The organism is Lysobacter capsici (assembly GCF_018732085.1).
Lineage (GTDB): Bacteria > Pseudomonadota > Gammaproteobacteria > Xanthomonadales > Xanthomonadaceae > Lysobacter > Lysobacter capsici_A.
In genome coordinates this window covers 1455679-1477965 of record NZ_CP076103.1, presented here as the reverse complement: position 1 = coordinate 1477965, position 22287 = coordinate 1455679, and the positions used below count along the sequence as shown (strand labels likewise).

18 protein-coding genes are annotated in these 22287 nt (G+C 68.3%); 11 read left to right on the top strand and 7 right to left on the bottom strand.

The features are described from left to right. Window positions 1-95 precede the first annotated feature (95 nt). The 3 genes from KME82_RS05975 to KME82_RS05965 all read left to right on the top strand — a co-directional run bounded on the left by KME82_RS05975 (window position 96) and on the right by KME82_RS05965 (window position 2459). The gene (locus tag KME82_RS05975) at window positions 96-797 is read left to right on the top strand and encodes a YggS family pyridoxal phosphate-dependent enzyme (protein WP_345777968.1); all 702 of its coding nucleotides are present in this window, start codon (window positions 96-98) and stop codon (window positions 795-797) included. A gap of 355 nt (window positions 798-1152) precedes the next feature. Then, window positions 1153-1989 (top strand): pyrroline-5-carboxylate reductase, encoded by an 837-nt coding sequence (gene proC, locus KME82_RS05970; protein WP_215497715.1) that lies wholly within the window; start codon window positions 1153-1155, stop codon window positions 1987-1989. Further along, entirely contained in the window at window positions 1986-2459 is a 474-nt protein-coding gene (locus KME82_RS05965) for a DUF4426 domain-containing protein (RefSeq protein ID WP_215497714.1), read from the top strand. The genes proC and KME82_RS05965 overlap by 4 nt, the downstream gene beginning before the upstream one ends. A gap of 249 nt (window positions 2460-2708) precedes the next feature. Here the strand turns inward: KME82_RS05965 and KME82_RS05960 are convergent, their stop codons facing one another. Together KME82_RS05960 and KME82_RS05955 are read right to left on the bottom strand one after the other, a co-directional pair. Next, a complete protein-coding gene (locus KME82_RS05960) occupies window positions 2709-3728 on the bottom strand; it encodes a lipase secretion chaperone (protein ID WP_215497713.1) in 1020 nt (339 codons plus the stop codon). A 3-nt stretch (window positions 3729-3731) separates the two neighbouring features. Then, entirely contained in the window at window positions 3732-4676 is a 945-nt protein-coding gene (locus tag KME82_RS05955) for a lipase family alpha/beta hydrolase (RefSeq protein WP_215497712.1), read from the bottom strand. A gap of 288 nt (window positions 4677-4964) precedes the next feature. Here KME82_RS05955 and KME82_RS05950 point away from each other — a divergent pair, with 288 nt between their 5' ends. Beyond that, entirely contained in the window at window positions 4965-5762 is a 798-nt protein-coding gene (locus tag KME82_RS05950) for a cobalamin-binding protein (RefSeq protein WP_215497711.1), read from the top strand. Between the two features lie 394 nt (window positions 5763-6156). Further along, window positions 6157-6582, top strand: a complete 426-nt coding sequence (locus tag KME82_RS05945) for a GNAT family N-acetyltransferase (RefSeq protein ID WP_215497710.1) — start codon at window positions 6157-6159, stop codon at window positions 6580-6582. A gap of 107 nt (window positions 6583-6689) precedes the next feature. On the opposite strand, the gene pdxH is transcribed toward KME82_RS05945, so the two are convergent. Beyond that, window positions 6690-7295 carry a pyridoxamine 5'-phosphate oxidase gene (gene pdxH / locus KME82_RS05940; RefSeq protein WP_215497709.1) on the bottom strand — a complete coding sequence of 202 codons (606 nt, stop codon included), beginning with the start codon at window positions 7293-7295 and terminating at the stop codon, window positions 6690-6692. Window positions 7296-7312: 17 nt separating this feature from the next. Here pdxH and KME82_RS05935 point away from each other — a divergent pair, with 17 nt between their 5' ends. Further along, the gene (locus KME82_RS05935; protein ID WP_430538800.1) at window positions 7313-8137 is read left to right on the top strand and encodes a kinase; all 825 of its coding nucleotides are present in this window, start codon (window positions 7313-7315) and stop codon (window positions 8135-8137) included. A gap of 746 nt (window positions 8138-8883) precedes the next feature. Here the strand turns inward: KME82_RS05935 and KME82_RS05930 are convergent. Beyond that, window positions 8884-9087, bottom strand: a complete 204-nt coding sequence (locus KME82_RS05930; protein WP_215497708.1) for a dodecin family protein — start codon at window positions 9085-9087, stop codon at window positions 8884-8886. Window positions 9088-9231: 144 nt separating this feature from the next. On the opposite strand from KME82_RS05930, the gene KME82_RS05925 reads away from it, so the two are divergent. Together KME82_RS05925 and aroB are read left to right on the top strand one after the other, a co-directional pair. Next, entirely contained in the window at window positions 9232-9801 is a 570-nt protein-coding gene (locus tag KME82_RS05925) for a shikimate kinase (protein WP_215498983.1), read from the top strand. Next, window positions 9798-10904 (top strand): 3-dehydroquinate synthase, encoded by a 1107-nt coding sequence (gene aroB, locus KME82_RS05920; protein ID WP_215497707.1) that lies wholly within the window; start codon window positions 9798-9800, stop codon window positions 10902-10904. The genes KME82_RS05925 and aroB overlap by 4 nt, the downstream gene beginning before the upstream one ends. Before the next feature lie 260 nt (window positions 10905-11164). Here the strand turns inward: aroB and KME82_RS05915 are convergent, their stop codons facing one another. Next, window positions 11165-11806 (bottom strand): cysteine hydrolase family protein, encoded by a 642-nt coding sequence (locus KME82_RS05915; RefSeq protein WP_215497706.1) that lies wholly within the window; start codon window positions 11804-11806, stop codon window positions 11165-11167. 104 nt (window positions 11807-11910) lie between these two features. Between KME82_RS05915 and KME82_RS05910 the strand changes: the two genes are divergently transcribed. The 3 genes from KME82_RS05910 (at window position 11911) to hemE (ending at window position 14637) form a co-directional block, all read left to right on the top strand. Continuing rightward, complete coding sequence (locus KME82_RS05910; RefSeq protein ID WP_252255639.1) at window positions 11911-12876, top strand: GlxA family transcriptional regulator; 966 nt, start codon at window positions 11911-11913, stop codon at window positions 12874-12876. 125 nt (window positions 12877-13001) lie between these two features. After that, entirely contained in the window at window positions 13002-13256 is a 255-nt protein-coding gene (locus KME82_RS05905; protein WP_215497705.1) for a WGR domain-containing protein, read from the top strand. A gap of 304 nt (window positions 13257-13560) precedes the next feature. Continuing rightward, window positions 13561-14637 (top strand): uroporphyrinogen decarboxylase, encoded by a 1077-nt coding sequence (gene hemE / locus KME82_RS05900; protein WP_215497704.1) that lies wholly within the window; start codon window positions 13561-13563, stop codon window positions 14635-14637. A 112-nt stretch (window positions 14638-14749) separates the two neighbouring features. Here the strand turns inward: hemE and KME82_RS05895 are convergent, their stop codons facing one another. Continuing rightward, entirely contained in the window at window positions 14750-18502 is a 3753-nt protein-coding gene (locus KME82_RS05895) for a hybrid sensor histidine kinase/response regulator (protein WP_215497703.1), read from the bottom strand. After that, complete coding sequence (locus tag KME82_RS05890; protein WP_215497702.1) at window positions 18499-22083, bottom strand: hybrid sensor histidine kinase/response regulator; 3585 nt, start codon at window positions 22081-22083, stop codon at window positions 18499-18501. The genes KME82_RS05895 and KME82_RS05890 overlap by 4 nt, the downstream gene beginning before the upstream one ends. Window positions 22084-22287: the final 204 nt, after the last annotated feature.

The window sequence follows — 22287 nt, the reverse complement described above, 5'->3', positions numbered from 1 at the left end:
ATGCAACTCTAAGCTGGAACCAAACCACCCCCAAGAGGCAGTATAGCCCCCGAACGGCACGGCCGATCCAGCCCCCTCATCACAGGATTCCCCTCGTGCCCGAGCACGTCTTGCACGATATCTTGCATCAGTTGCAGCGCGCGGCGTATGACGCCGGCGGGCCGGTTCCTCGATTGCTTGCGGTCAGTAAGACCCAAGGTGAGACCGCGGTCGCGAATCTGGCCTTGATGGGGCAAACGGCGTTCGGCGAGAACTACGTCCAGGAGGCCGTGGCCAAGCATGCGGCGATGGCCGGCACCGCCGCAGCCGGTCTGGCACTGGAGTGGCACCTGATCGGTCATCTGCAATCGAACAAGGCCGCGCAGGCGGCGGCGCTGTTCGATTGGGTGCAGACCGTCGACCGGGTCAAGCTGGTGACCGCCCTGGCCCGCCACCGCGATCCGCGGGCGGCGGCGTTGAACGTGCTGATCCAGGTCAATATCGACGACGAGGCCAGCAAGCACGGCTGCCGGCCGGAGGATGTCCCGGCCCTGGCGGCATCGATCGCGGCCGAACCGCGCTTGCGCCTGCGCGGGCTGATGGTGATCCCGACCCCGCACGACGACCCGGCGCTGCGGCGGCCGGCGTTCGCCGAGGCCAAAGTCTTGTTCGATGCGCTGGCCGCACAGCACGGCGCGGCGGTGGACACCTTATCGATGGGCATGAGCGACGACTATGCGATCGCCATCGCCGAGGGCGCGACGATGGTGCGGATCGGGACGGCGTTGTTCGGGGCTCGGGTCCGGGCGGCGGGGTGATTCGGGATTCGGGATTCGGGATTGGGGATTGGGGTTTTGGGTTGGGGCGCGCGCTTAATCGCGAAGTCTCTGTGGGAGGGGCTATTGGCCCGACTGTCTCCGGTCGCCGCGTATCCGCGTGAGGACGTGTCGCTTCGAGTGTCGGGGCAAATAGCCCCTCCCACAAAAAACCTCGTTGCCCATGCCTGCTCGGTATATCGACCTCGCTCCGATGCGCTTGCGATTGCCCGCACCGCGGCCTTCGCCGTGACATGCACGGAGCGACGCCGACCGCCGGCGATGGCAAACAAAGCCGGCGGCATAGCGCCACCGCGGTTGTTATCCTGAGCCGGATTCTTCAACCGCGTGGTCGCTCATGTCCGAACCCTCTGCCCTTCCCTCCGGCCCGGTCGCCTTCATCGGCGGCGGCAACATGGCGCGCAGCCTGATCGGCGGCCTGGTCGCGCGCGGCGTCGCGGCGGGCGACATCCGCGTGGCCGAGCCGGTCGCGGCCTTGCGCGAGGCGCTGCAGCGCGATTTCGGCGTGGCCTGTTTCGACAACGCCCAGGCCGCGGCCGAAGGTGCGTCGGTGTGGTTGCTGGCGGTCAAGCCGCAGGTGATGCGCGAAGTATGCGCGTCCCTGGCCGAACAGGCGCGCGCGCAGCGGCCGCTGGCGATCTCGATCGCCGCCGGCATCACTGCCAGCCAGCTTGATCGCTGGCTCGGCGGCGAGGTCGCGGTGGTGCGGGCGATGCCGAACACGCCGGCCCTGCTCGGCGTAGGCATCACCGGCCTGTACGCCAATGCCGCCGCCGTGCCGCGATTCGCGCAGGCCGCGGGTCTGCTCGACGCAGTCGGACCGACCGTGCGCATCGATGAGGAAGCGCAGATGGACGCGGTCACCGCGGTGTCCGGCAGCGGCCCGGCCTACGTGTTCCTGCTCGCCGAAGCGATGCAGCAGGCGGGTCAGGTGCAAGGACTGTCGACCGACGCGGCGCGCGCGCTGGTGCAGCAGACCCTGCTCGGCGCGGCCACCATGCTGACCCAGAGCGAAGAACCCGCCGAGGTCTTGCGCGCACGCGTGACCTCGCCCGGCGGCACCACCCAGGCCGCGATCGAGACCTTCGAAGCCGGCGGCTTTCGCGATCTGGTCGATCGCGCCATCGCCGCGGCGACCCGGCGCGGACGCGAACTGTCGGCGGCCAACGAATGAACCGCCCCGGCCGCTATTTCATGGCTGCATGCGTATTGACTTTGCTCGCCGGTTGCGGACGCGAGCCTTCGGCCCGGCAACCCGACAGCAACGCCGCGCGCAGCGAGGAAGTGGTGCGCGCGGGCGATGTCAGCATCCGCGCCAGCGCGATCCAGACCGGGCAGTTATCGCCGGCCATCGCCCAGCGTTACGGCGCCGCCCACGACGCGCGCACCGTGCTGGTGGTGGTGTCGCTGCGCAAGGGCGACGACGCGACCTCGGTCTCGTTGCCGGCCAAGGTCACGATCGGCGTTGGCGATCTGCTCGGCCGCAAGCAGGAACTGGCCGTGCGCGAAATGCGCGATGGCGAACTGCTCGACTACGTCGGCGTGGCGACGGTGTCGCCGCCCGATACGCTGCGCTTCGAGGTGGCGGTGGTGGGAGAGGACGGCAAGCGGCATGTGTTGAAGTTCAATCGCGATTTTTTCTGAAGTTGCATCGCGTCGCGGCTTGGACAGGCGTTATTTTCTGAGCCGCCGCTGCGATCTGATGGCATCGACGCATGTGTGGTTTCGCGGTCGCGGCTTGCGCCGCTCCTACATGGACTACCTGTAGGAGCGGCGCAAGCCGCGACCGCGCTATTTCGTCAACGGCGCAAGCCCCGGCAAGCGATGTAGGCGCGTGACCTGCGTCTTGGCAACGCCCCGTCAAAACATCACCCTCGAAACCGATCGCGCAACCTATTGCCCCGGCAACATCCCGTTGCGGGTCAACGCATCCACCCGCCGACGTTCGTTCGGATCGAATCCCTGCATCAGCCCGGACAAGCGCTGCTGACGCTGTGCATCGCTGAGGTCGACATCGGCCAGCACCCGCTGGCGCTGCGCGGCGTAGCTGCGCACGCGGTCGTTCCACTGCGCCTTGCGTTGATCGAGCTCGGCCAGGCGTTGCGCGGCATCGTGGCCGTACAGCGCTTCGCGCTGCGCGAAGCGCGTGCCCGCGTCGGTGCGATTGCGTTCGAACTCGCGGCTTTGCTGCATCGCCACGTCGAGCTGCGCGCTGCGCGCCTGCAGTTCGCGCTGCTGCGGGTCCAGATCGGCATCGAGTTCGGCCAGACGGCGCGCGCGCTCGGCCGGGTCGAGACTGCGATCGGCCCATAGCTTGCGCCGCGCATCGGCGCGGTCGTAATCGCGTTCTTCTTGCGCGTACCAACTGTCCGCGAGCGCCTGGCCCAGTCGTTCGCGACGCAGCGCGCGCACCCGCGCCATCGCCGCCGCCGGCTCGGTTTCGCGTTGGGCGATGGCGACCGAATCGCGCTCCAGCGCGACGTAGGCATCGAACCACGCCAACACCGTCGCCAGCGCTTCAGATCGCAATCCCAGCGCCGGCGAATGGCCCTGCAAATGGCCAAGCAAGGCCGACCGGATCGCCTCAGGCGACTGTTCGCCGCTGCGCGCCAGGAAATAATCGAACAAGCGGCGCAGTTCGCGATCGGGCACGGGCTGGCCGCGGGCGTCCAGACTCAGCGCGCCATCGACTTCGGTATCGCGCAGCGAGTCGCTGGACGAGGACGCGGGCGCCGATGCAATCTCCGAGCGCTCGTCCTGCGAAGCGGAGTCGTCGGACTCGCCGACCGGGCCGGCATCCACTTCGCTGACCAGCGGCTTCGAACCCAGCCACGGAGACGAGCCCCACCAGCCCGCCACAACGACCGCGGCGAGCGCGAGGCCCGCCGCGATCGTGATCGCCTTCGGCCGCATCGACTACAGACCGGCGTTCTTGAGGCGGTTGAGGTGAGCGCGGTAGACGCTGGTCGGGCTGGAACTGAACACCCCGCGCAGACCGGCGATCTGGTTGACCTCGTCGAGGTGATTCCAGTCGTAGTCGTCGCGCAGCACCTGGCCCCAATGCGAGGAGCAGCGGCCGACCAGGCCGTCGTTGGCTTCGCCGCCGAACAACAGGCCGCCGGCGACCATCGCCACGTCCGATCCGTCGAACACGTTGGTCGAACGCGAGGTGCCGCCCATCGAGTAATAGCCGATGCCGTTGACCTTGGCCGCGCCCGCGCCGCAGGCGGTGCTCGGCTTGCCTTGCGGATAGCGCGCGTTGAACCGCGCCGAGCCGGCGCTGTCGAGCGCCTTGAGCGCGGCCAGCGAATCCTGCGGCGTGTTGCTGCCCGACACCAGTCCGATCAAATCGGCGAAAGCGTTGACGAACGACGCCACCAGCGGACGCAAGGGCGAGCCTTCGGGCAAGGCGGTGCCGACGAAATCGGCGACCTTGCTGCCGGCGTGCGGCGAGCCGATCGAGGTCATCGACGCGACCAGGTCCGGACGCACCGCCGCGACGTAGCGCGCGGTCGGGCCGCCCTGGCTGTGGCCGATCAGGTTGAACTTGGTGTAGCCGTGCAGGGCCTGCAGGGTTTCGAGCTGATCGATCAGCTCCTCGCCGCGCACTTCGTTGGACTGGGCCGCGGTGACCTGGGCGACATGCACCTTGGCGCCGCCGGACGTCAGCGCCTGCGGAATGCCGAACCAGTAGCCGTAGACCCCGGCGATGGAATCGAAACCGAACAGGCCATGCACCAGCACCACCGGGTAGCGGGTCTTGGTGTAGTCGTCGGCCGCGGCCGGAAACGCGGCGGCCAACAGCAGGCCGAGCAAAAGCAACGGCGCGCCGAGCAGGCGGCCTAAACGGAGTCGCGACATGATCCCTCCCGATCGTGTGTGGACGTCAGCGGTGCTGACGGGCCGACTGTACGAATGGGTATGGTTCTGGCACGCCGCAGCGCACCATACGGGGGTGAATTGTGATGAACGGGCGGGATTGGGCTGAACGCCGGGGCATTTTGGCGGGTTTATTGTTGCGGTGCAGCCAAATTGCGCGGCCGCGCCGTTTGGCGGTCTCGCAGCAGGGCGCCGCAACCCAGCACGCAACCTCGCGCCAAATCCCCCGCTGACCGACAATCGCGCTTCCTTCCTCACCGCAAAGGCCGCATGGGCCCGCAACGCATCGTCTGCCTCACCGAGGAACCCACCGAAACCCTGTACCTGCTCGGCGAGCAGGACCGCATCGTCGGCATCAGCGGTTTCACCGTGCGCCCGGCGATCGCGCGCAAGGAGAAACCCAAGGTCAGCGCCTTCACCAGCGCCAAGATCGGCGAGATCCTCAAGCTGCGCCCGGATTTCGTGATCGGGTTTTCCGATATCCAGGCCGACATCGCAAGCGCGCTGATCAAGCACGGCATCGAGGTGTGGATCAGCAATCACCGCAGCGTCGAAGGCATCCTCGATTATGTGCACCGGCTCGGCGCGCTGGTCGGCGCGGGCGACCGTGCCGGCGCGCTGGTCGCGCAACTGGAACAGCGCATCGCCGACGCGCGCGAACGCGCCGCCGCGCTGCCACGCCGGCCGAAAGTGTATTTCGAGGAATGGGATACGCCGCAGATCACCGGCATCCGCTGGGTGTCGGAACTGATCGGCATCGCCGGCGGCGACGACGTGTTCCCCGAGCATGCGGCGATGTCGCTGGCGCGCGACCGCATCCTGGCCGATCCGCTGGAAGTGGTGCGCCGTGCGCCGGAGTTGATCCTGGGCAGCTGGTGCGGCAAGAAATTCCGTCCCGAGCAGGTGGTAGCGCGCGAAGGCTGGAGCGAGGTGCCGGCGGTGCGCGACGGCGAACTGCACGAGATCAAGTCGCCGATCATCCTGCAGCCCGGCCCTGCGGCGCTGACAGCGGGGTTGGATGCGTTGGGTGAGGTGATTCAGGGGTGGGCGAAGCGGCGGGCGGGTTGACAGACAGCGATCTGTGTTCGCCGCGTCGTTGCCGCTTGCCAGCCGGCAATGCCTCAACCTCGAGAGGTCTTCGAGGTCTTTTGTGGGAGGGGCTTCAGCCCCGATGCTTTTCGCTCAGCAGCGATGATGCTTATTACTTGCTGGTGAATTCGGCGATCTGAGCCGAGAGCATCGGGGCTGAAGCCCCCTCCCACAAAAGACCTCGCAGCCTAGGTGGGAAGTTGGATGATTCGCAGCTCAGCGCGAATTCCAAGCCCAATCACAAATCCCGACTCCAAACTCGCAACCCGCAATTCCCGATTCCCGATTCCCGATTCCCGATTCCCGAATCCCGAATCCCAAGCATGACGAACATCAGTTGTGCGCCCCACGCCACGATGCGATCTTGCCGCGCATGAGCCCATCGCCCGCCATCGTCTACGCCCGCGAACCCACGATCGACGTCGCCGATTTCCGCCGCGTGCTGATCGACTCCGGCCTCGGCGCGATCCGCCCCGTCGACGATGCGCCGCGCCTGCAGACCATGCTCGACCACGCCAACCTGATCGTCACCGCGCGCCGCGAGCACGCGCACGGCGAGCTGATCGGCGTGGCCCGGTGCTTCACCGATTTCTCGTGGTCGTGCTATCTGTCCGAACTCGCCGTGTCGCCGTCGGCGCAGGGCCTGGGCATCGGCAAGGGATTGCTCGACGAAACCCGCCGCCAGCTCGGCCCGAGCGTGAGCCTGATCCTGGCGTCGGTGCCCGAGGCGGTGGGGTTCTACGAACGCGCCGGCATGGCGCGCATCGCCGATGCGTTCTGGTACAAGCGCGAACGCTGACTGCGCACGCGCTCAAGCGACGCTTCTGTAGCGCTGTCGCGCTTCACGCGGAAACGGACACGCAACGAAATCCAACGCCCTGGCGCGATGCACGCGCCGACTGACGCTTACGGATACAACATCCGCTTGGACCACTCGCCGGCGCGATCGGCCTCGTACAACCAGCGCTCGTGCAGGCGGAAATCGGCGCCGTACCAGAATTCGATCTTCTCGGGACGCACGCGCAATCCGGTCCAGCGCGGCGGCCGCGGGATCTCGCGGCCTTCGAACTGCTGCTCGACCTGAGCCAGGCGTTGTTCGAAGGTATCGCGGCCGTCCAGGGTTTCCGATTGCTTCGACGCCCAGGCGCCGAGCTGGCTGCCGCGCGCGCGGGTGGCGAAGTACGCATCGGCCTCGGCATCGCCGACGATTTCCACCGCGCCCTCGATCCGCACCTGCACCGCATGCCGCACGCGCGGCCAGTGGAACAGCAGCGCCGCATGCGGATTGGCCTGCAATTCGCGGCCCTTGCGCCCGTCGAGATGGGTGTAGAAGACGAAACCGCGCGCGTCGTGGGCCTTGAGCAACACGGTGCGCGCCGACGGTCGGCCGTCGAGCGACGCGGTCGCGACGGTCATCGCGGTGGGATCGGGCTCGCCGGCGACGCGGGCTTCTTCGAACAGGGTGTCGAAGGTGGCGAGGGCTTCGTTGAGAAGATCGTGGGTCGTGGTCATTGCGCTATTGTGATCGCATGTCGCCGCGCCTGCATCCGTCCGTCGAAAACGGCCCCGCCGCCGCGGGTTTCGATGCCTGGCTGGTCGCCGCGGTGCTGGACGATGCGCTGGCGGCAAAGGCGCGAATCTATGCGATCTGCGGCCTACAGGGCAGCGGCAAATCGACGCTGGCGCAGCAGGTAGCGGCGTTGGCGCAAAGCCGCGGGCTGTCCACCGCGGTGCTGTCGATCGACGACTTCTACCTGGGCCGCGGCGAACGCCGACGCCTGGGTCGCAAGGTGCATCCCCTGCTGGCCACGCGCGGACCGCCGGGCACCCACGATCTCGCCTTGGGCTGCGAAGTGCTCGACCGCCTGCGTGCAGGCGAGCCCACGCGCCTGCCGCGCTTCGACAAGCTGCGCGATACGCGCGTGTCGCCGTCGCATTGGCGCCGCGTCGGACCGGTCGACCTGACCGTGTTCGAAGGCTGGTTCCTGAAAACGCCGGCGCAGAGCGACGACGCCTTGCGTACTGCGATCAATGCGCTGGAACGCGAGCACGATCGCGACGGCGTATGGCGCGAGTACTGCAACCATGCGCTGGCCCACGTCTATCCGGCGCTATGGTCGCGCCTGGACCGGCTGCTGTTTCTGCAGCCGCCGGGGTTCGAGATCGTTGCCGACTGGCGTTGGCAGCAGGAGCAGGCGATGCAGGCGCGACGGCCGCTGCGCCAGGCGATGACGCGCGAGCAGGTCGAACGGTTCGTGAGCCTGTTCGAGCGGGTGAGTCGGCAGGCGCTGGCCGAATTGCCGGCAATCGCGGATTGGACGTTGGTGCTGGATGAGGCGCGGCGGGTGGTTTGACGGGCAGACGAGTTTCGGCGAGATGACGAGCGAAGACGGCGCGCGGGGTAGATTCGCGCGCTATGCGCCGCGGTGTCGCCTTGCGCTGTTTCGACGACCGCGCCGGCTCCTACCGTCATTCCCGCGAACACGGGAATCCAGCGACTTGAACGCAGGCCCGGTAGACATCGTCGTTCCCGCTGTCGCGCCAAAGTCGCTGGATTCCCGCCTTCGCGGGAATGACGAGCAAAAGCCAGATATCAGACTCAAGCCGCACTTCCTGACTTGCCCGCAATGCCGTCATTGCGACGACCGCACCCTCTCCTGCCGTCATTCCCGCGAACGCGGGAATCCAGCGACTTGAACGCAGGCCCGGCAGACGTCGTCGTTATCGCTGTCGCGCCAAAGTCGCTGGATTCCCGCCTTCGCGGGAATGACGAGCAAAGGCCAAATATCAGACTCAAGCCGCATTTCCTGACTTGCCCGCAATGCCGTCTTTGCGACGACCGCGCCCTTTCCTACCGTCATTCCCGCGAACGCGGGAATCCAGCGACTTGAACGCAGGCCCGGCAGACGTCGTCGTTCTCGCTGTCGCGCCAGAGTCACTGGATTCCCGCGTTCGCGGGAATGACGAGCAAAATCGATATCGCGGGACCGACGAGCAAGAACAAACCCCGGCAAACGAAACCCCGACGCCCCGCGCTGCGGGACCCCGGGGTCGTCGTTGCGGCCCGAAAGCCGATCGGCGCAAAAGACCGCTCGACGGCTCACTTCACCACGAACGTCACCTTCAGATTGACCCGCCATTCCTGCACGTTGCCGGAGGCGTCGGTGACGACCTTGATGTCGTTGACCCAGGCGCCCTGGATGTCCTTGACCGATTCGGCGCACTTGGCCAGGCCGGTCTTGACCGCGTCCTCGATGCCGAGCGTGGAGGAACTGTTGAGTTCGATGACCTTGGCGACCGACATGGGCTTTCTCCTGGTAACGGTTGTGGATGAAACGATTGGGTCGACGCGGCCGCCGCGCGCGCGAGGCGGCGACGGAACGCAGAGCCTAGGCCGGCCCGCGTTAAGGCCACGCAAGCGCAGGCCGCCGTGGCCTACAATCGCGGCATGAATCCGGCGAGCAATCTGATCCTGGTCGGCCCCATGGGCGCCGGCAAAACCTGCATCGGCCGGCGTCTGGCCGAGCGCTACGGCCTGCGCCTGGCCGACGCCGACCGCGAAATCGAGCAACGCACCGGCGCCAGCGTGACGGCGATCTTCGAACACGAGGGCGAGGCCGGGTTTCGCGCGCGCGAAAGCGCGGTGCTGGCCGAACTGCTGCAAACCGACGGCCTGTTGCTGGCGACCGGCGGCGGCGCGGTGCTCGCCGCCGACAACCGCCGCCTGCTGCGCGAACGCGGCTTCGTGGTGCAGTTGCAGGTCAGCGTCGAACAGCAACTCGAACGCCTCGCCGCCGACCGCAGCCGGCCGCTGCTCGCGCGCGGCGATCGCGAACAGGTGCTGCGCGATCTGGCCCAGGCGCGCGCGCCGTTTTACGCCGAAGTCGCCGACCTGCGTTTCGACACCGCGGCGCTGACTGCGGCCGAAGCGGCGGTTCAACTCGCGCTCGCCCTCGATCGTCACTGGCAGCGCGTCGCCGCGCCGCCGTCCCCATCCGTTTCCGGAGTCAATGCATGAGCGCGGTCCGCAAGGTCGAAGTCACAGGCGACAACAGCTACAGCATCGAGATCGCCCCCGGCCTGCTCGACGACGGCGCGCGCCTGGCCAGGCCGCTGCGCGGGCGGCATGCGTTGATCGTCAGTGATCGCAACGTCGCGCCGCTCTATCTCGATCGGGTCCGCGACAGTCTGAGCTCGACCAAGCCGCAGCTGAGCGTGGCGAGCTTCGTGATCCCCTCGGGCGAACACGAAAAAACCCTGGCCCGTTTCGGCGAATGCCTGCACGCGCTGGCCGAACTGGGCGCGACCCGCGATGCGACCGTGGTCGCGCTCGGCGGCGGCGTGGTCGGCGATCTGGCCGGGTTCGCCGCGGCCTGCTGGATGCGCGGCATCGACTGCGTGCAGTTGCCGACCACGTTGTTGGCGATGGTGGATTCCTCGGTCGGCGGGAAAACGGCGGTCGACTTGCCGTCCGGCAAGAACTTGGTCGGCGCGTTCCATCCGCCGCGCGCGGTGATCGCCGATACCGCCGCGTTGCGCAGCCTGCCCGAACGCGAACTGCGCGCGGGCCTGGCCGAAGTGGTCAAGTACGGCGCGATCTTCGACGCGAGTTTCCTGGTGTGGCTGGAGCAGCAGGCCGATGCGCTGCTGGCGCGCGACGACGAGGCGCTGGCCGAGGCGATCGCGCGCAGTTGCGGCTACAAGGCCGAAGTGGTCGCGCGCGATCCGTTCGAACGCGGCGATCGCGCCATGCTCAATTTCGGCCACACCTTCGGCCATGCGATCGAAACCGAACAAGGCTATGCCGGCACCACCGGCGATGGCTTGAATCACGGTGAAGCGGTCGCGGTCGGCATGGTGCTCGCGGCGCGGCTGTCGACCGCGCTGGGCCGCGCCGGTTCGGCCGACGCCGATCGCCTGCAACGCCTGCTCGAACGCCTGGGTCTGCCGACCGCGATTCCGGCCGGGCTCGATCCGCAGGCGTTGCTTGCGCGCATGCGCCTGGACAAGAAGGCCGATGCTGCGGGGTTGCGCTTCATCCTTTGGGATGCGGCCGGCGCGGCGAGGATCGTGTCGGGGGTGGCGGATGAGGCGGTGTTGGGGGTTTTGGCTGAGGGGTGAGTTTTAGTCGGGAATCGGGAATCGGGAATCGGGAATCGGGAATCGAAATTTGGGATCGGCAGTCGGTAAGTCAAGCTGATCGCCTTGGCTTGCGAAAGCGCGAAGTCTTTTGTGGGAGGGAGCTTTAGCCCCGACGCTTTTCGTTCCGGCACTGCGATCTGAGAGAAAAGCGTCGGGGCTAAAGCTCCCTCCCACAAAAGACCTCGCAGCTCCTCGCTAGACCCGGCTTGCTACTGCCTAATCCCTAATCCCAGACACACTCAAGCCGCCGCCTTCACCCGAGCCCTCGCCCGCTGATTCGACGCATACGGATTATCGATCTGCAAACTCGCGCCGCTTTGCACCGCGTCGATCCACTCATCGGTACTCGCCACCGCGGCGAAGCGGCTTTGGAACACCACCGAAAACACCCGGTGGATCTCCTCTGCGCTGACGAAGCCCGCGCTGTTTTCGTACGACAGCGAACCCGAGGCGTCGTGCAGGAATTCGACGTGGTAGCCAAGATGCGCGGCCTCGAACACGGTCGAGGCGTCGCAGTTGTGGGTCATGTAGCCGATCACGCTGATCGTGTCGATGCCGTGGGCCTGCAGCCAGTCCTGGAAGTCGGTGCCGGCGAACACGCTGGGCAGGTTCTTTTCGATGTAGTGATCGCGCGGGCGGCTGGCGACGACCTCGTTGAGCTGCCAACCCGGCAAGGCCTTGTCGAACACCGGCGTGCCGGCCGGCGCGGTGTTCTGCACCACCACGACCGGGATGCCGGCGGCGCGCGCGGCGTCCATCGCCCGGCCGATGTTGGGCAGGGTGCGTTCGACCGGCGGGTATTCGATCGGCAGGCCGTCGGCGAAGTAGTCGTTCTGCACGTCGATGACGACGAGGGCGCGCTTGCGGGTTTGAGTGCTCATGGCCGTGCTCCGAAGTAGAAAGAGGAAGGAACTGGCGCTCATTGTTCGCTCGCGCCGCGCGGCCCGATAGTGGCCCGAACGACAATATTCGATAGAATCGGGCCATGAACACCGACATCGCGATGAGCCGCCTGGCCGTGGTCGCCTTCGACCGGATCAGCCCGTTCCACCTGTCCGTGCCCTGCCTGGTGTTCGAAAACCGCGGCGAGGGCGATCTGCCTCTGTTCGAGCTGCGCGTATGCGCGGCCGAACCGGCGCCGCTGCGCACCCGCGCCGGTTTCGACATCGCCACCCGGCATGGCCTCAAGTCGCTGGACTGGGCCGACACGGTGATCGTGCCGTCCTGGCGCGACGGCGAGGAACGTCCGCCCGAGGCCTTGCTCAAGGCGCTGCGGCGCGCGCACGAGCGCGGCGCGCACATCGTCGGCCTGTGCCTGGGCGCGTATGTGCTGGCCGAGGCCGGCCTGCTCGACGGCCGCCGCGCGACCACCCACTGGGGCTGGAGCGAGCACTTCGCCGCGCGTTATCCGCGGGTCGAACTGCAACGCGACGTGCTGTATGTCGACGACGGCCGCATCACCACCTCGGCCGGCACCGCCGCCGCACTGGACTGCTGTCTGCACCTGTTGCGGCGCCGGCACGGCGCCGAGATCGCCAATCGGGTCGCGCGCCGGCTGGTGGTCGCGCCGCATCGCCAGGGCGGGCAGGCGCAGTACATCGAGCAGCCGCTGCCGGCCTCGGCCCAGGACGATCGACTGGCCGCGGTGTTGGCCTGGGCGCTGGCGCATCTGGATCAGGCCCATAGCCTGGACGCGCTGGCGCAACGCGCGTTGATGAGCCGGCGCAGCTTCACCCGGCATTTTCGCGACGCCACCGGCACCACCGTCGGCGAGTGGCTGGCCGGGCAACGCCTGGCGCGGGCGCAGCGGATGCTGGAAACCAGCGAGCACGGGCTGGATGCGATCGCCGTGCAGACCGGTTTCGGCACCGCGGCCTCGCTGCGCCAGCATTTCGCAGCGCGACTGGGGACCTCGCCGTCGGCGTACCGACGCGGCTTTCGCGGGGTGTGAGGCCGGCGGCGCGGCGGCGACGCGGCACCGCCGCGACCGATCGCGCCCTGGCTGCAACGCACCCGCCGAGGGACCGCGACACCCTGCCCACCCGGTTGCCGCCCCGCAGCCGCTACAATCGGCCGGTGCGCCTACTCCTTCAACAACGGCCCGACGGCCGCGAAGCCCCGCGCTTCGTGCAACTGATGCTGCAGCCCGACTTGCTCGGCGGCTGGACGCTGGTGCGCGAGAGCGGCCAGATCGGCGGCCGCAGCACGGTCCGGCGCGAGGTGTTCCTCGACCACGACGGCGCCTTGAAGGCGCTGGAACAGGCGCGCGACCAGCAGCTCAAGCGCGGGTTCCAGTTGATGTTCAGTCAGGGCGCCGAAGCGCCGCGATGATGAGGGTGTGGGGGCGAATCGGGCGGGTGGGTGAAGCAAATCCCCCCTGCCCCCCCTTTTTCAAAGGGGGGAATCCTTCTCGGGGAGGCGCGGTTGTTGTAGTCGCGCCGCTTCGGATTGATTCGTATCGCGCTGTATCAACCGCAGCACCGCAGTTCCGCGCACCCGCGAAGCTTTCCACTCCATCGAACCTACCTACCGGGTTCCCCCCTTCGTAAGGGGGGCCAGGGGGGATTTGCTCTGCTCTCCAAGCGCCCCCGTACCTACCTCATTCCTTCCGAACAACCGGCCCCGCCCGACCCCAATGACCAGCCAAGCCCCCACCAACGACCGCTTCCTGCGCGCACTGCGCCGCCAACCCGTCGACCGCACCCCGGTGTGGCTGATGCGCCAGGCCGGCCGCTACCTGCCGGAGTACCGCGCCACCCGCGCCCAGGCCGGCAGCTTCCTCAACCTGGCCAAGAACCCGGAACTGGCCTGCGAAGTCACCCTGCAGCCGCTGCGCCGGTTCCCGCTCGACGCGGCGATCCTGTTCTCCGACATCCTCACCGTGCCCGACGCGATGGGCCTGGGCCTGTACTTCGCCGACGGCGAAGGCCCGAAGTTCGAACGCCCGATCCGCAGCGCGCAGGACATCGCCAAGCTCGCGGTGCCGGACATGGAAACCGAACTGCGCTACGTGATGGACGCGGTGCGCACGATCCGCCGCGAACTCAATGATTCGGTGCCGCTGATCGGCTTCTCCGGCAGCCCGTGGACGCTGGCGTGCTACATGATCGAAGGCGGCGGCAGCGACAACTATTCCAAGGTCAAGTCGCTCGCGCTCAACGATCCGGCGGCGATGCACCAGTTGCTGAGCGTGGTCACCGACGCGGTGATCGAATACCTCAAGGCCCAGCACCTCGCCGGCGCCCAGGCGCTGCAGGTGTTCGACACCTGGGGCGGCGTGCTGTCGCCGGCGATGTACCGCGAATTCTCGCTGCGCTACCTGCAGCGTATCGCCGCCGAACTGCCGCGCGGCGACGTCGAGGACCGCGCACCGCTGATCCTGTTCGGCAAGGGCAACGATCCCTACCTGGAAGAACTCGCGACCAGCGGCACCGAAGCGGTCGGCGTGGACTGGACCATCGGCCTGGGCGAAGCCGCGCGCCGCATCGACGCGCGCGTCGCGCTGCAGGGCAATCTCGATCCGGTCACCCTGTACGCCACGCCCGAGGCGATCCGCAACGAAGTGCGCATCGCCTTGGACGATTACCGCGACGGCAACGCCGGCTCGCGCGAAGGCCACGTGTTCAACCTCGGCCACGGCATGTCGCCGGACATGAATCCCGACCACGTCGGCGTGCTGGTGCAGGCGGTGCATGAGTTGAGCGCGCGCTGAGTCCGGCGCGGTCGCAACGAAGAAAGCCGGCGTTTCGCCGGCTTTTCTTTTGCCGATGGTCGACGCGGGCCGAGCGCGAGCCACGGCGCTTTGGCGGCGCCCGGCGCGGCGCTCAACCCAACCGCGGCGCCATCGTCGAGCGCATCGCATCGATCGCTTCGCCGAGCAAGGCGCCGGTGACCGGTTTGCGCAGGAAGCGGTCGAAACCGGCCGCGCTGGCCTGCGGCTCGGCATCGGCATCGGCGCGAGCGGTCACCGCGATCAGCGGCTGGACGAAACCTTGCGCGCGCAGTTGCCGGGCCAGGTCGAGTCCGTTGATGCCGGGCAGGTCGAGATCGAGCAGGGCCATGTCGAAATTCGCCGTCGCCACCTCGGCCAGCGCGGCCAGGCCGTTGCCGACGTGGGTCACGCGATGGCCCTGCACGCGCAGCAGGCCGGCGATCACCTCGGCGACGGTCGGATCGTCTTCGACCAAAAGCAAAGCAAGCGCGCCTACCTGAAAGCCACGCAAGGAAGGCTCCGGCGTTGAACCCGCAACCACCCGCGGCGGCTCCACCTCAAGCAAAGGCAAATCGAACACAAACCGCGCCCCCTGCCCCGGCTCGCTGTAAACGGTGATATGCCCCTCCATCGCCGCGGCGAGTTCCTGGCAGATCGCCAGCCCCAATCCGCTGCCGCCGTAACGCGCCGTGGTGCGCGCGCCCTCGGCCTGCTCGAAGCGGCGGAACAGCCGCGCTTTTTGTTCTTCGTTCAAGCCCGGCCCGGTGTCGGCGACCTCGAAACGCACGCCCTGCGGCGTCAGCGCCTCGACGCGCAGGCTGACCGTGCCTTCCTCGGTGAACTTGATCGCGTTGCCGAGCAGGTTCATCAGCACCTGGCAGACCCGGCTGGAATCGCCGCGCAGCCCGCGCGGCGCGTTCGCCGCGACCTCGACCTCGAAGGCGAGACGGCGTTGCTGCGCGAGCGGCGCCATCAGCTTGCTGGCCTCGTCGACCAGCGCACGCAGGTCGAACGGCTCGTCGGCGAGTTCCAGCTTGCCCGATTCGATCCGGGCCAGATCCAGCGCATCGTTGACCAACCGTAAGAGGTGTTCGCCAGCGCTACGGATCGACTGAGTGTAACTACGCTGCTTCTGATCCAACTGCGTATCGAGCAACAACTCGCTCATCCCCAACACACCGGTCATCGGCGTGCGTACTTCATGCCCGAGCGTCGCCAAAAACCGCGTCTTCGCCAGCGACGCCTGCTTGGCCACCTCGCGCTCGTGTTCGGCGCGTTGCCAAGACAAACGCCGCTGCAGGCGATTGCGATGCGCCAGCAGCACCCACAGCATCAGCAGCGCGCACAGCGCGAGCAGTCCGACCAGCGCCCACCAGCTCCACCACCACGGCGAATCGACGTGCAGATCGATCACCTGCGGCGGCGTCCACACGTTGTCGGCGGTCTTGGCCATGATCTCGAGCCGGTAGTCGCCCGGCGGCAGCTGCGAGAACAGGCGCTCGCCGTTGGCGCCGACATCGACCCAGCCCGGGTCGTAATTGCTCAGCCGAAAACGATAGCGATTGGTCTGCGCGTTGTTGAACGACAACAGCCGCGCGACGATGCGCAGATCGCGATCGCCGTCGGCGATGCGCACCGGCGGCACCGACGAACGACGCCCGGCGGTCGCCGCGGCGATCGCATCGGCGGTGGCGCGGCCGGCGCTGGCGCGGTCGCCGGCGTCGGCCTGCGCGGATGCGGCCACGCCGGCGTTGGTCGCGAACGCGGTGCGCTGATTGCCACGCCGCACTTCGATGGTTTCGATCACCAGCGGCGGCGCTTGCCGCACCGGCCGCACCACCGCCGGATCGAACAAGACCAGGCCTTCCGGGCTGCCGATCAGGATGCGTCCGTCGCCCGGCCGCGGCACCGGCTTGCCGGCGAACTCCTGGCTCGGCAGGCCGTCCTTGACCCCGTACACGCGCACCGAACGCGCCTGCGGATCGACCCGCACCAGGCCGCGCGTGGTGGTCATCCACAAGCGGCCGGCGCTGTCGACGGTGAGCCCGCGCGCATCGGTCAGCGGCAGGCCCTGGCGCGCGCCGAGGCTGAATTCGCGGCGCAGGCGCAGGCCGTCCCAGCGGTACGCGGTCAATTCGCCGAAGCTCGCGATCCACACCCGCTGCCGGCCTTCCAGCGCGAACGCATCGATCTGCACTTGCGGCGAACCGGGCACGCGTTCGAACCGGCGCGTGCCGCCGTTCAAGCGCCACAGCCCCTGCGAACCGTTGACCCACAACTCATCGTCCAGGCCGTTGCCGGCGAGTTCCAGGGTCAGGTATTCGGGCAGGCCGCGCTCGCCGAACTTGAACGCATCGACCACATGGCCGTCGGCGTCGCGCGCCTGCAACTCGCCGTCGCTGCCGACCACCCACAGCAGGCCCTGGCTTTCGACCAGTTCGCTGGTGCCGCCGGGCGCGGGATCGCGGCGATCGCTGTCGCTCCAGTTGCGATGCGCGCCGGTGGCCGGATCGATCCGCGCCAGGCCGCCGTAGTAGGTGACCCAGACCATGCCGTGGCGATCCTGCAGCACCCGCTCCAGGCCGAGGTTGCCGCTGAAATCCTTGGCGACGTGGGTGATCTTTCCGCTTTCCGGATCGAGCCGGTCGAGCACGCCGCCGCTGCCGACCAGCCACATGTCGCCGCCGCGCGCCGGCGCGATGCCGCGCACGTGCGCGTTCGACAGGCTGGTCGGATCGTCCAGGCGCCGGGTCAGCACCGAGAACTGGCGCCAGTTCGGCGGCAGATACCACAGGCCGTGACCGTTGCTGGCGAACCACAGGCCGCCTTCGCGATCTTCGTACGCGCCCGACCAACTCGGCCGCACCAGGCCCTGGCTGGCGGTGCTGAACAACGGCACCACGCTGACCCCGTCGATGCTGCCGATGCCCAACCCCTGCGGCAGATCGAACCAGTACTGCCCGGTGCGATCGCGACGCAACACGTCGAGGATGTTCATGCCCGGCGCGACCTGCGCCCAGGGCTTGGCGTCGTAACGCCCGTCGGGCCGGCGCACGCCGACGCCGTGCGGGGTGCCGAACCAGGCGGTGCCGTCGGTTTCGAAGCTGATCGTGTTGACCAGATCGGAACTGAGCGCGTGCTCGGGGACGCGTTCGAAATCGCGTCCGGTCCAGCGCGCCGCGCCGGCCAGGGTGCTGATCCACAGACTGCCGTCGGGGGCGACGGCGAGGTTGGAAATACCGTCGCTGGGCAAACTGCGCCGGTCGCCTTCGCGCGGCATGTAGCGGGTGACCGAACCGTCGCTGGCCATGCGGTGCAGGCCGCCGTGCTGGGTGCCGAACCACAGCGCGCCGTCGGGCGTGGAGGCGATCGACCAGACCGTATCGTCGCCCATGCCCGGGGTGTTGGCGCGGTTGTAGTAGCGAAACGTCTTGCGGTCGGTATCGAGCATCACCAGGCCCGATTGGCCGGTGCCGATCCAGACCCGGTTATGGGCGTCGACATGCACCGCCCACAGGTAGTTGTCGCGCAGGCCCTGCTCGCGTCGCCAGACTTGATAGGAAATGCCGTCGTAGCGCGCCAGGCCTTCGCTGGTGGCGATCCACAGATAACCGAAGCGATCCTCGGCGATGCGGCTGATGGTGTTCGACGGCAGGCCGTCGGCGACGGTCAACTGGCGCGGGCGCGGGGTTTCCGGCAAGCCGGCGAACACCGGCGCAGCCACCGACGCGAGCAGGCAAGCCAGCGCGGACAGCAGCAGCCAGGCCCAGCGCAAGCCATGCGCGCGAACCGATGCCGTTCGCGCGCTGGCAGCCATCCATTGCGGTTCGACGCGTCCATGCGGCGTGCAAACCGTTGACTTCATTCCATCGCCGTCCGCGCGCGCAGGCAGGTGGCGAGCGCCTCGGCCAGCATGGCACCGGTCACCGGCTTGCGCAGGAATACATCGAAGCCGGCCGCTTGCGCCTGCGGTTCGGCCTCGGCGTCGGCGCGCGCGGTCACCGCGATCAGCGGCTGGGCGAATCCCTGGGCGCGGAACTGGCGGGCCAGGTCCAGGCCGTTGATGCCGGGCAGGTCCAGATCGAGCAGGGCCAGATCGAACCGCGCGGTCGCGACCTCGGCCAGCGCGGCCAGGCCGTTGGGCACGTGACTGACCCGATGCCCCTGCGCGCGCAGCAGGCCGCCGATGACTTCGGCGACGGTGGCGTCGTCCTCGACCAAAAGCAAAGCCAGCGCACCGACCTGGAAGCCACGCAAGGAAGGCTCCGGCGTTGACCCCACGACCGCCGCCGGCACCCTCACCTCAAGCAACGGCAAATCCAGCACGAACCGCGCGCCCTGCCCCGCCTCACTGACCACCGCGACATGCCCGTCCATCGCCGCGGCCAGTTCCTGGCAGATCGCCAAGCCAAGCCCGCTGCCGCCGTAACGCGCCGCGGTGCGCGCGCCTTCGGCCTGCTCGAAACGGCGGAACAGCCGCGCTTTTTGTTCTTCGTTCAAGCCCGGTCCGGTGTCGGCGACTTCGAAGCGCACGCCCTGCGGCGTCAACGCCTCGACCCGCAGGCTGACCGTGCCTTGCTCGGTGAATTTGATCGCGTTGCCGAGCAGGTTCATCAATATCTGGCGGACCCGGCTCGGATCGCCGCGCAAGCCCTGCGGTGCGCTGTCGGCGATGTCGATGCGGAACGCCAGCCCGCGCTGGCGCGCCAGCGGCTTCATCAGTTCGGTGGCTTCCTCGACCATCGCGCGCAGGTCGAACGCGCGGTCTTCGAGTTGCAGCTTGCCCGATTCGATCCGGGCCAGGTCCAGCGCGTCGTTGACCAACCGCAACAGGTGTTCGCCAGCGCGTCTTATGGATTCCGTATACCCCCGCTGCTTTTCATCCAGCGGCGTATCGAGCAGCAACTCGCTCATCCCCAGCACGCCCGTCATCGGCGTGCGCACTTCATGCCCCAGCGTGGCCAGGAAGCGGGTCTTCGCCTCGGACGCCTGCTCGGCGACTTCGCGCTTGTGCACGGCCAGTTGCCAGTCGCTGCGCCGGCCCAGGCGGCGGCGATAGGCGATCGCGCCGATCGCCAGCAACGCCAGTGCGATCAACGCGAACACGATCTGCGCCCAGGTCGCGCGCCACCACGGCGGTTTGACGTGCAGCGAAAATCCGACCGGTTCGGACCAGATGCCGTCGGCGCCCGCGGCCTTGACCAGCAACCGGTATTCGCCCGGTTCCAGGCGCGAGAACACCCGCTCGCCGTTGGCGCGCTGTTCGATCCAGTCCGGGTCGTAGCCTTCCAGCTTGAAGCGGTACACGTGCGAACGCGGGTCGAGGAACGACATCAGCCGCGCGACGATGCGCAGATCGCGATCGTCGGATTCCAGCTGCACGCTGCCGCGATCGACCGGCAACGACCATTCGTCTTCCTCGCGCCGCGCGCTGAGGCTTTCCAGGGTCACGCGCGGCGGCCGCGCGCTCGGGAACGGCGTGTCCAGGTCGAACAGCACCAGCCCGTCCAGCGACAGCGCCGCGGCCACGCCGTCGGCGCCGCGATGCGGCGAGGTGCGGGTCAGTTCGACATTGGGAATGCCGTCGCCCAGGCCGAACAGGCGCAGCCGCTTGGCGTCGGGCGACATCATCAGCAGGCCGCGCGCGGTGGTCGCCCAGACCGTGCCGTTGCGGCTGACCAACAGGCCCGAGACGTTGGTGTCGGGATAACCGGCGTTGTTGTCGATGCGCAGTTCCGGCCGCAGGCGGCCGTCGCGCCAGCTGTAGGCCTCCAGCGCGCCGCGGCGCGCCAGCCACAGGCGCTGCGGGCCGGCGAAGCTCATCACCTGGATGTCGTCGATGTCGCCGCCGGCGACGGCGAGGAAACGCTGGCCGTCCCAGCGCTTGAGGCCGGTGGTGCCGGCGAACCAGGGCTGGCCGTCGGGGCCTTGCACGAAGGTGCCCGGGCCGGTCAGGAAACCGCTGCTCGCGAGCACGCGCTCGGCCTCGCCCGCCGGCAAGGCGGCGCCGTCGGCGCGGTAGCGATGCACGGTGCCGTCGGAGAACCACAGCCACAGGCCGCCGTCGGGCAATTCGTGCAGGAACCACACGGTCGCGCCGAGATCCTGCGAGGCGGTCGTCGGCTTCGTCGTGCCCGACGAAGCGGCGAACGGCCATGCGCGTGCCTGGCCGGTGGCCGGGTCGAACAGACTCAACCCGGTGGAGTGACCGATCCACAACGTGCCGTCGGGACGCAGGAACAGCGTGTGCATCCACTTCAGCCCGAGGCTGCGGCTGTCGGCGACGGCTTCGAGTTCGCCGCTGCCGCGGCGCAGCCGGTACAGGTCGGTCGCGGTCAACAGCCAGAAGCCGCCGTCGCCGTCGGGCGCGATGTCGCGCGCATCGAGCCGGTCGATCTGGCTGCTGCCGACCGAGGTGATCGAGGCGAAGCGGTTCCAGTCCGGCGGCAGGTACACCAGCCCTTGCGAATAGGTGACGAACCAGATCCCGCCTTCGTCGTCGCGCAGCATCTGCATCAGGCCGCTGCGGCGGTCCCACAGCCCGTCGCCGGCATCGTCCTGCAACAGCCGCACGTTGTTGTCGGCGTCGACCCGGTACAGCCCGGCGGTGGTGCCGATCCAGCGGCCGCCGGTGAGGTCGCCGATCACGATCGCGTTGGCCGCTTCCTCGCCCAGCTGCCACGGCGCCGGGGTCATGCGGTCGTCGGCGCCGAGCCGGAACAGGCCGCGCTGGCTGCCGACCCAGACCGCGCCGTCGACGTCCTGTGACAACTCGCCGATGCGCACGCCGGCGGTTTCGTCGCGGCCGATCGGAGCGAAGCGCCCGTTTTCGAACCGCACCAGCCCGTGCAAGGTGCCGACCAGCAGACGGCCGCGCGAATCGGCGAGCAAGGCGGTGATCGGCCCGTGCGGCAGGCGCGCGCCGGCGCCGACGCCGGGCACGAAGCGCTGCACGCTGCGACCGTCGGGGGCGATGCGGCACATGTGGCCGGCGTAGGTCGCGGTCCAGATCGCGCCGTCGGGGGTGCCGGTCAGGTACGACACATCGTCGCTGCACGAAGCGTCGGCGCCGCGGAACGCGACGCGGACGAATTCCTTGCGATCGCTGCCGAGCCAGGCCAGGCCGTCGCGGCTGGCGACCCAGATGCGGTCGCTCGCGTCGATGTAGAGGTCTTCGAGCATGTTGTCCGGCAACGAGCCGGACAGGCCGATGGTGTGGCGCCAGGTGCTGAAGGCGACGCCGTCGTAGCGCGCCAGGCCGTCCTCGGTGGCGATCCACAGATAGCCCTGATGGTCGAGCTCCATCGCCAGCACCGACTTGGGCAGCCCCTGCTCCTGGCCGAAGCGGCGGAAGCGCGGGGTTTCCGGAAGGCGAGCCTGCGCCTGCATGGCGAACTGAGCGCCGAACAACAACAGCAGGAGCAGACACAGACTACGTCCCAACACGGACTCCTCCTGGACCGCGAGCGATTCTCTCCCGGTAAGGCCGGTGCGCTATCGTCGCAACGGCCCCGGTCGGGCGCAAGCGCGCAACCGTGCAGGGCCGCGTGGCGGGGTGCGAATCAGTGCCAAGCCGTGGCTAAAGACGCGCGACGTCACGGTTCTGCGCTGAAACCGGCTGTCTCACAGGCAGCGTTTGGTTATGACGAG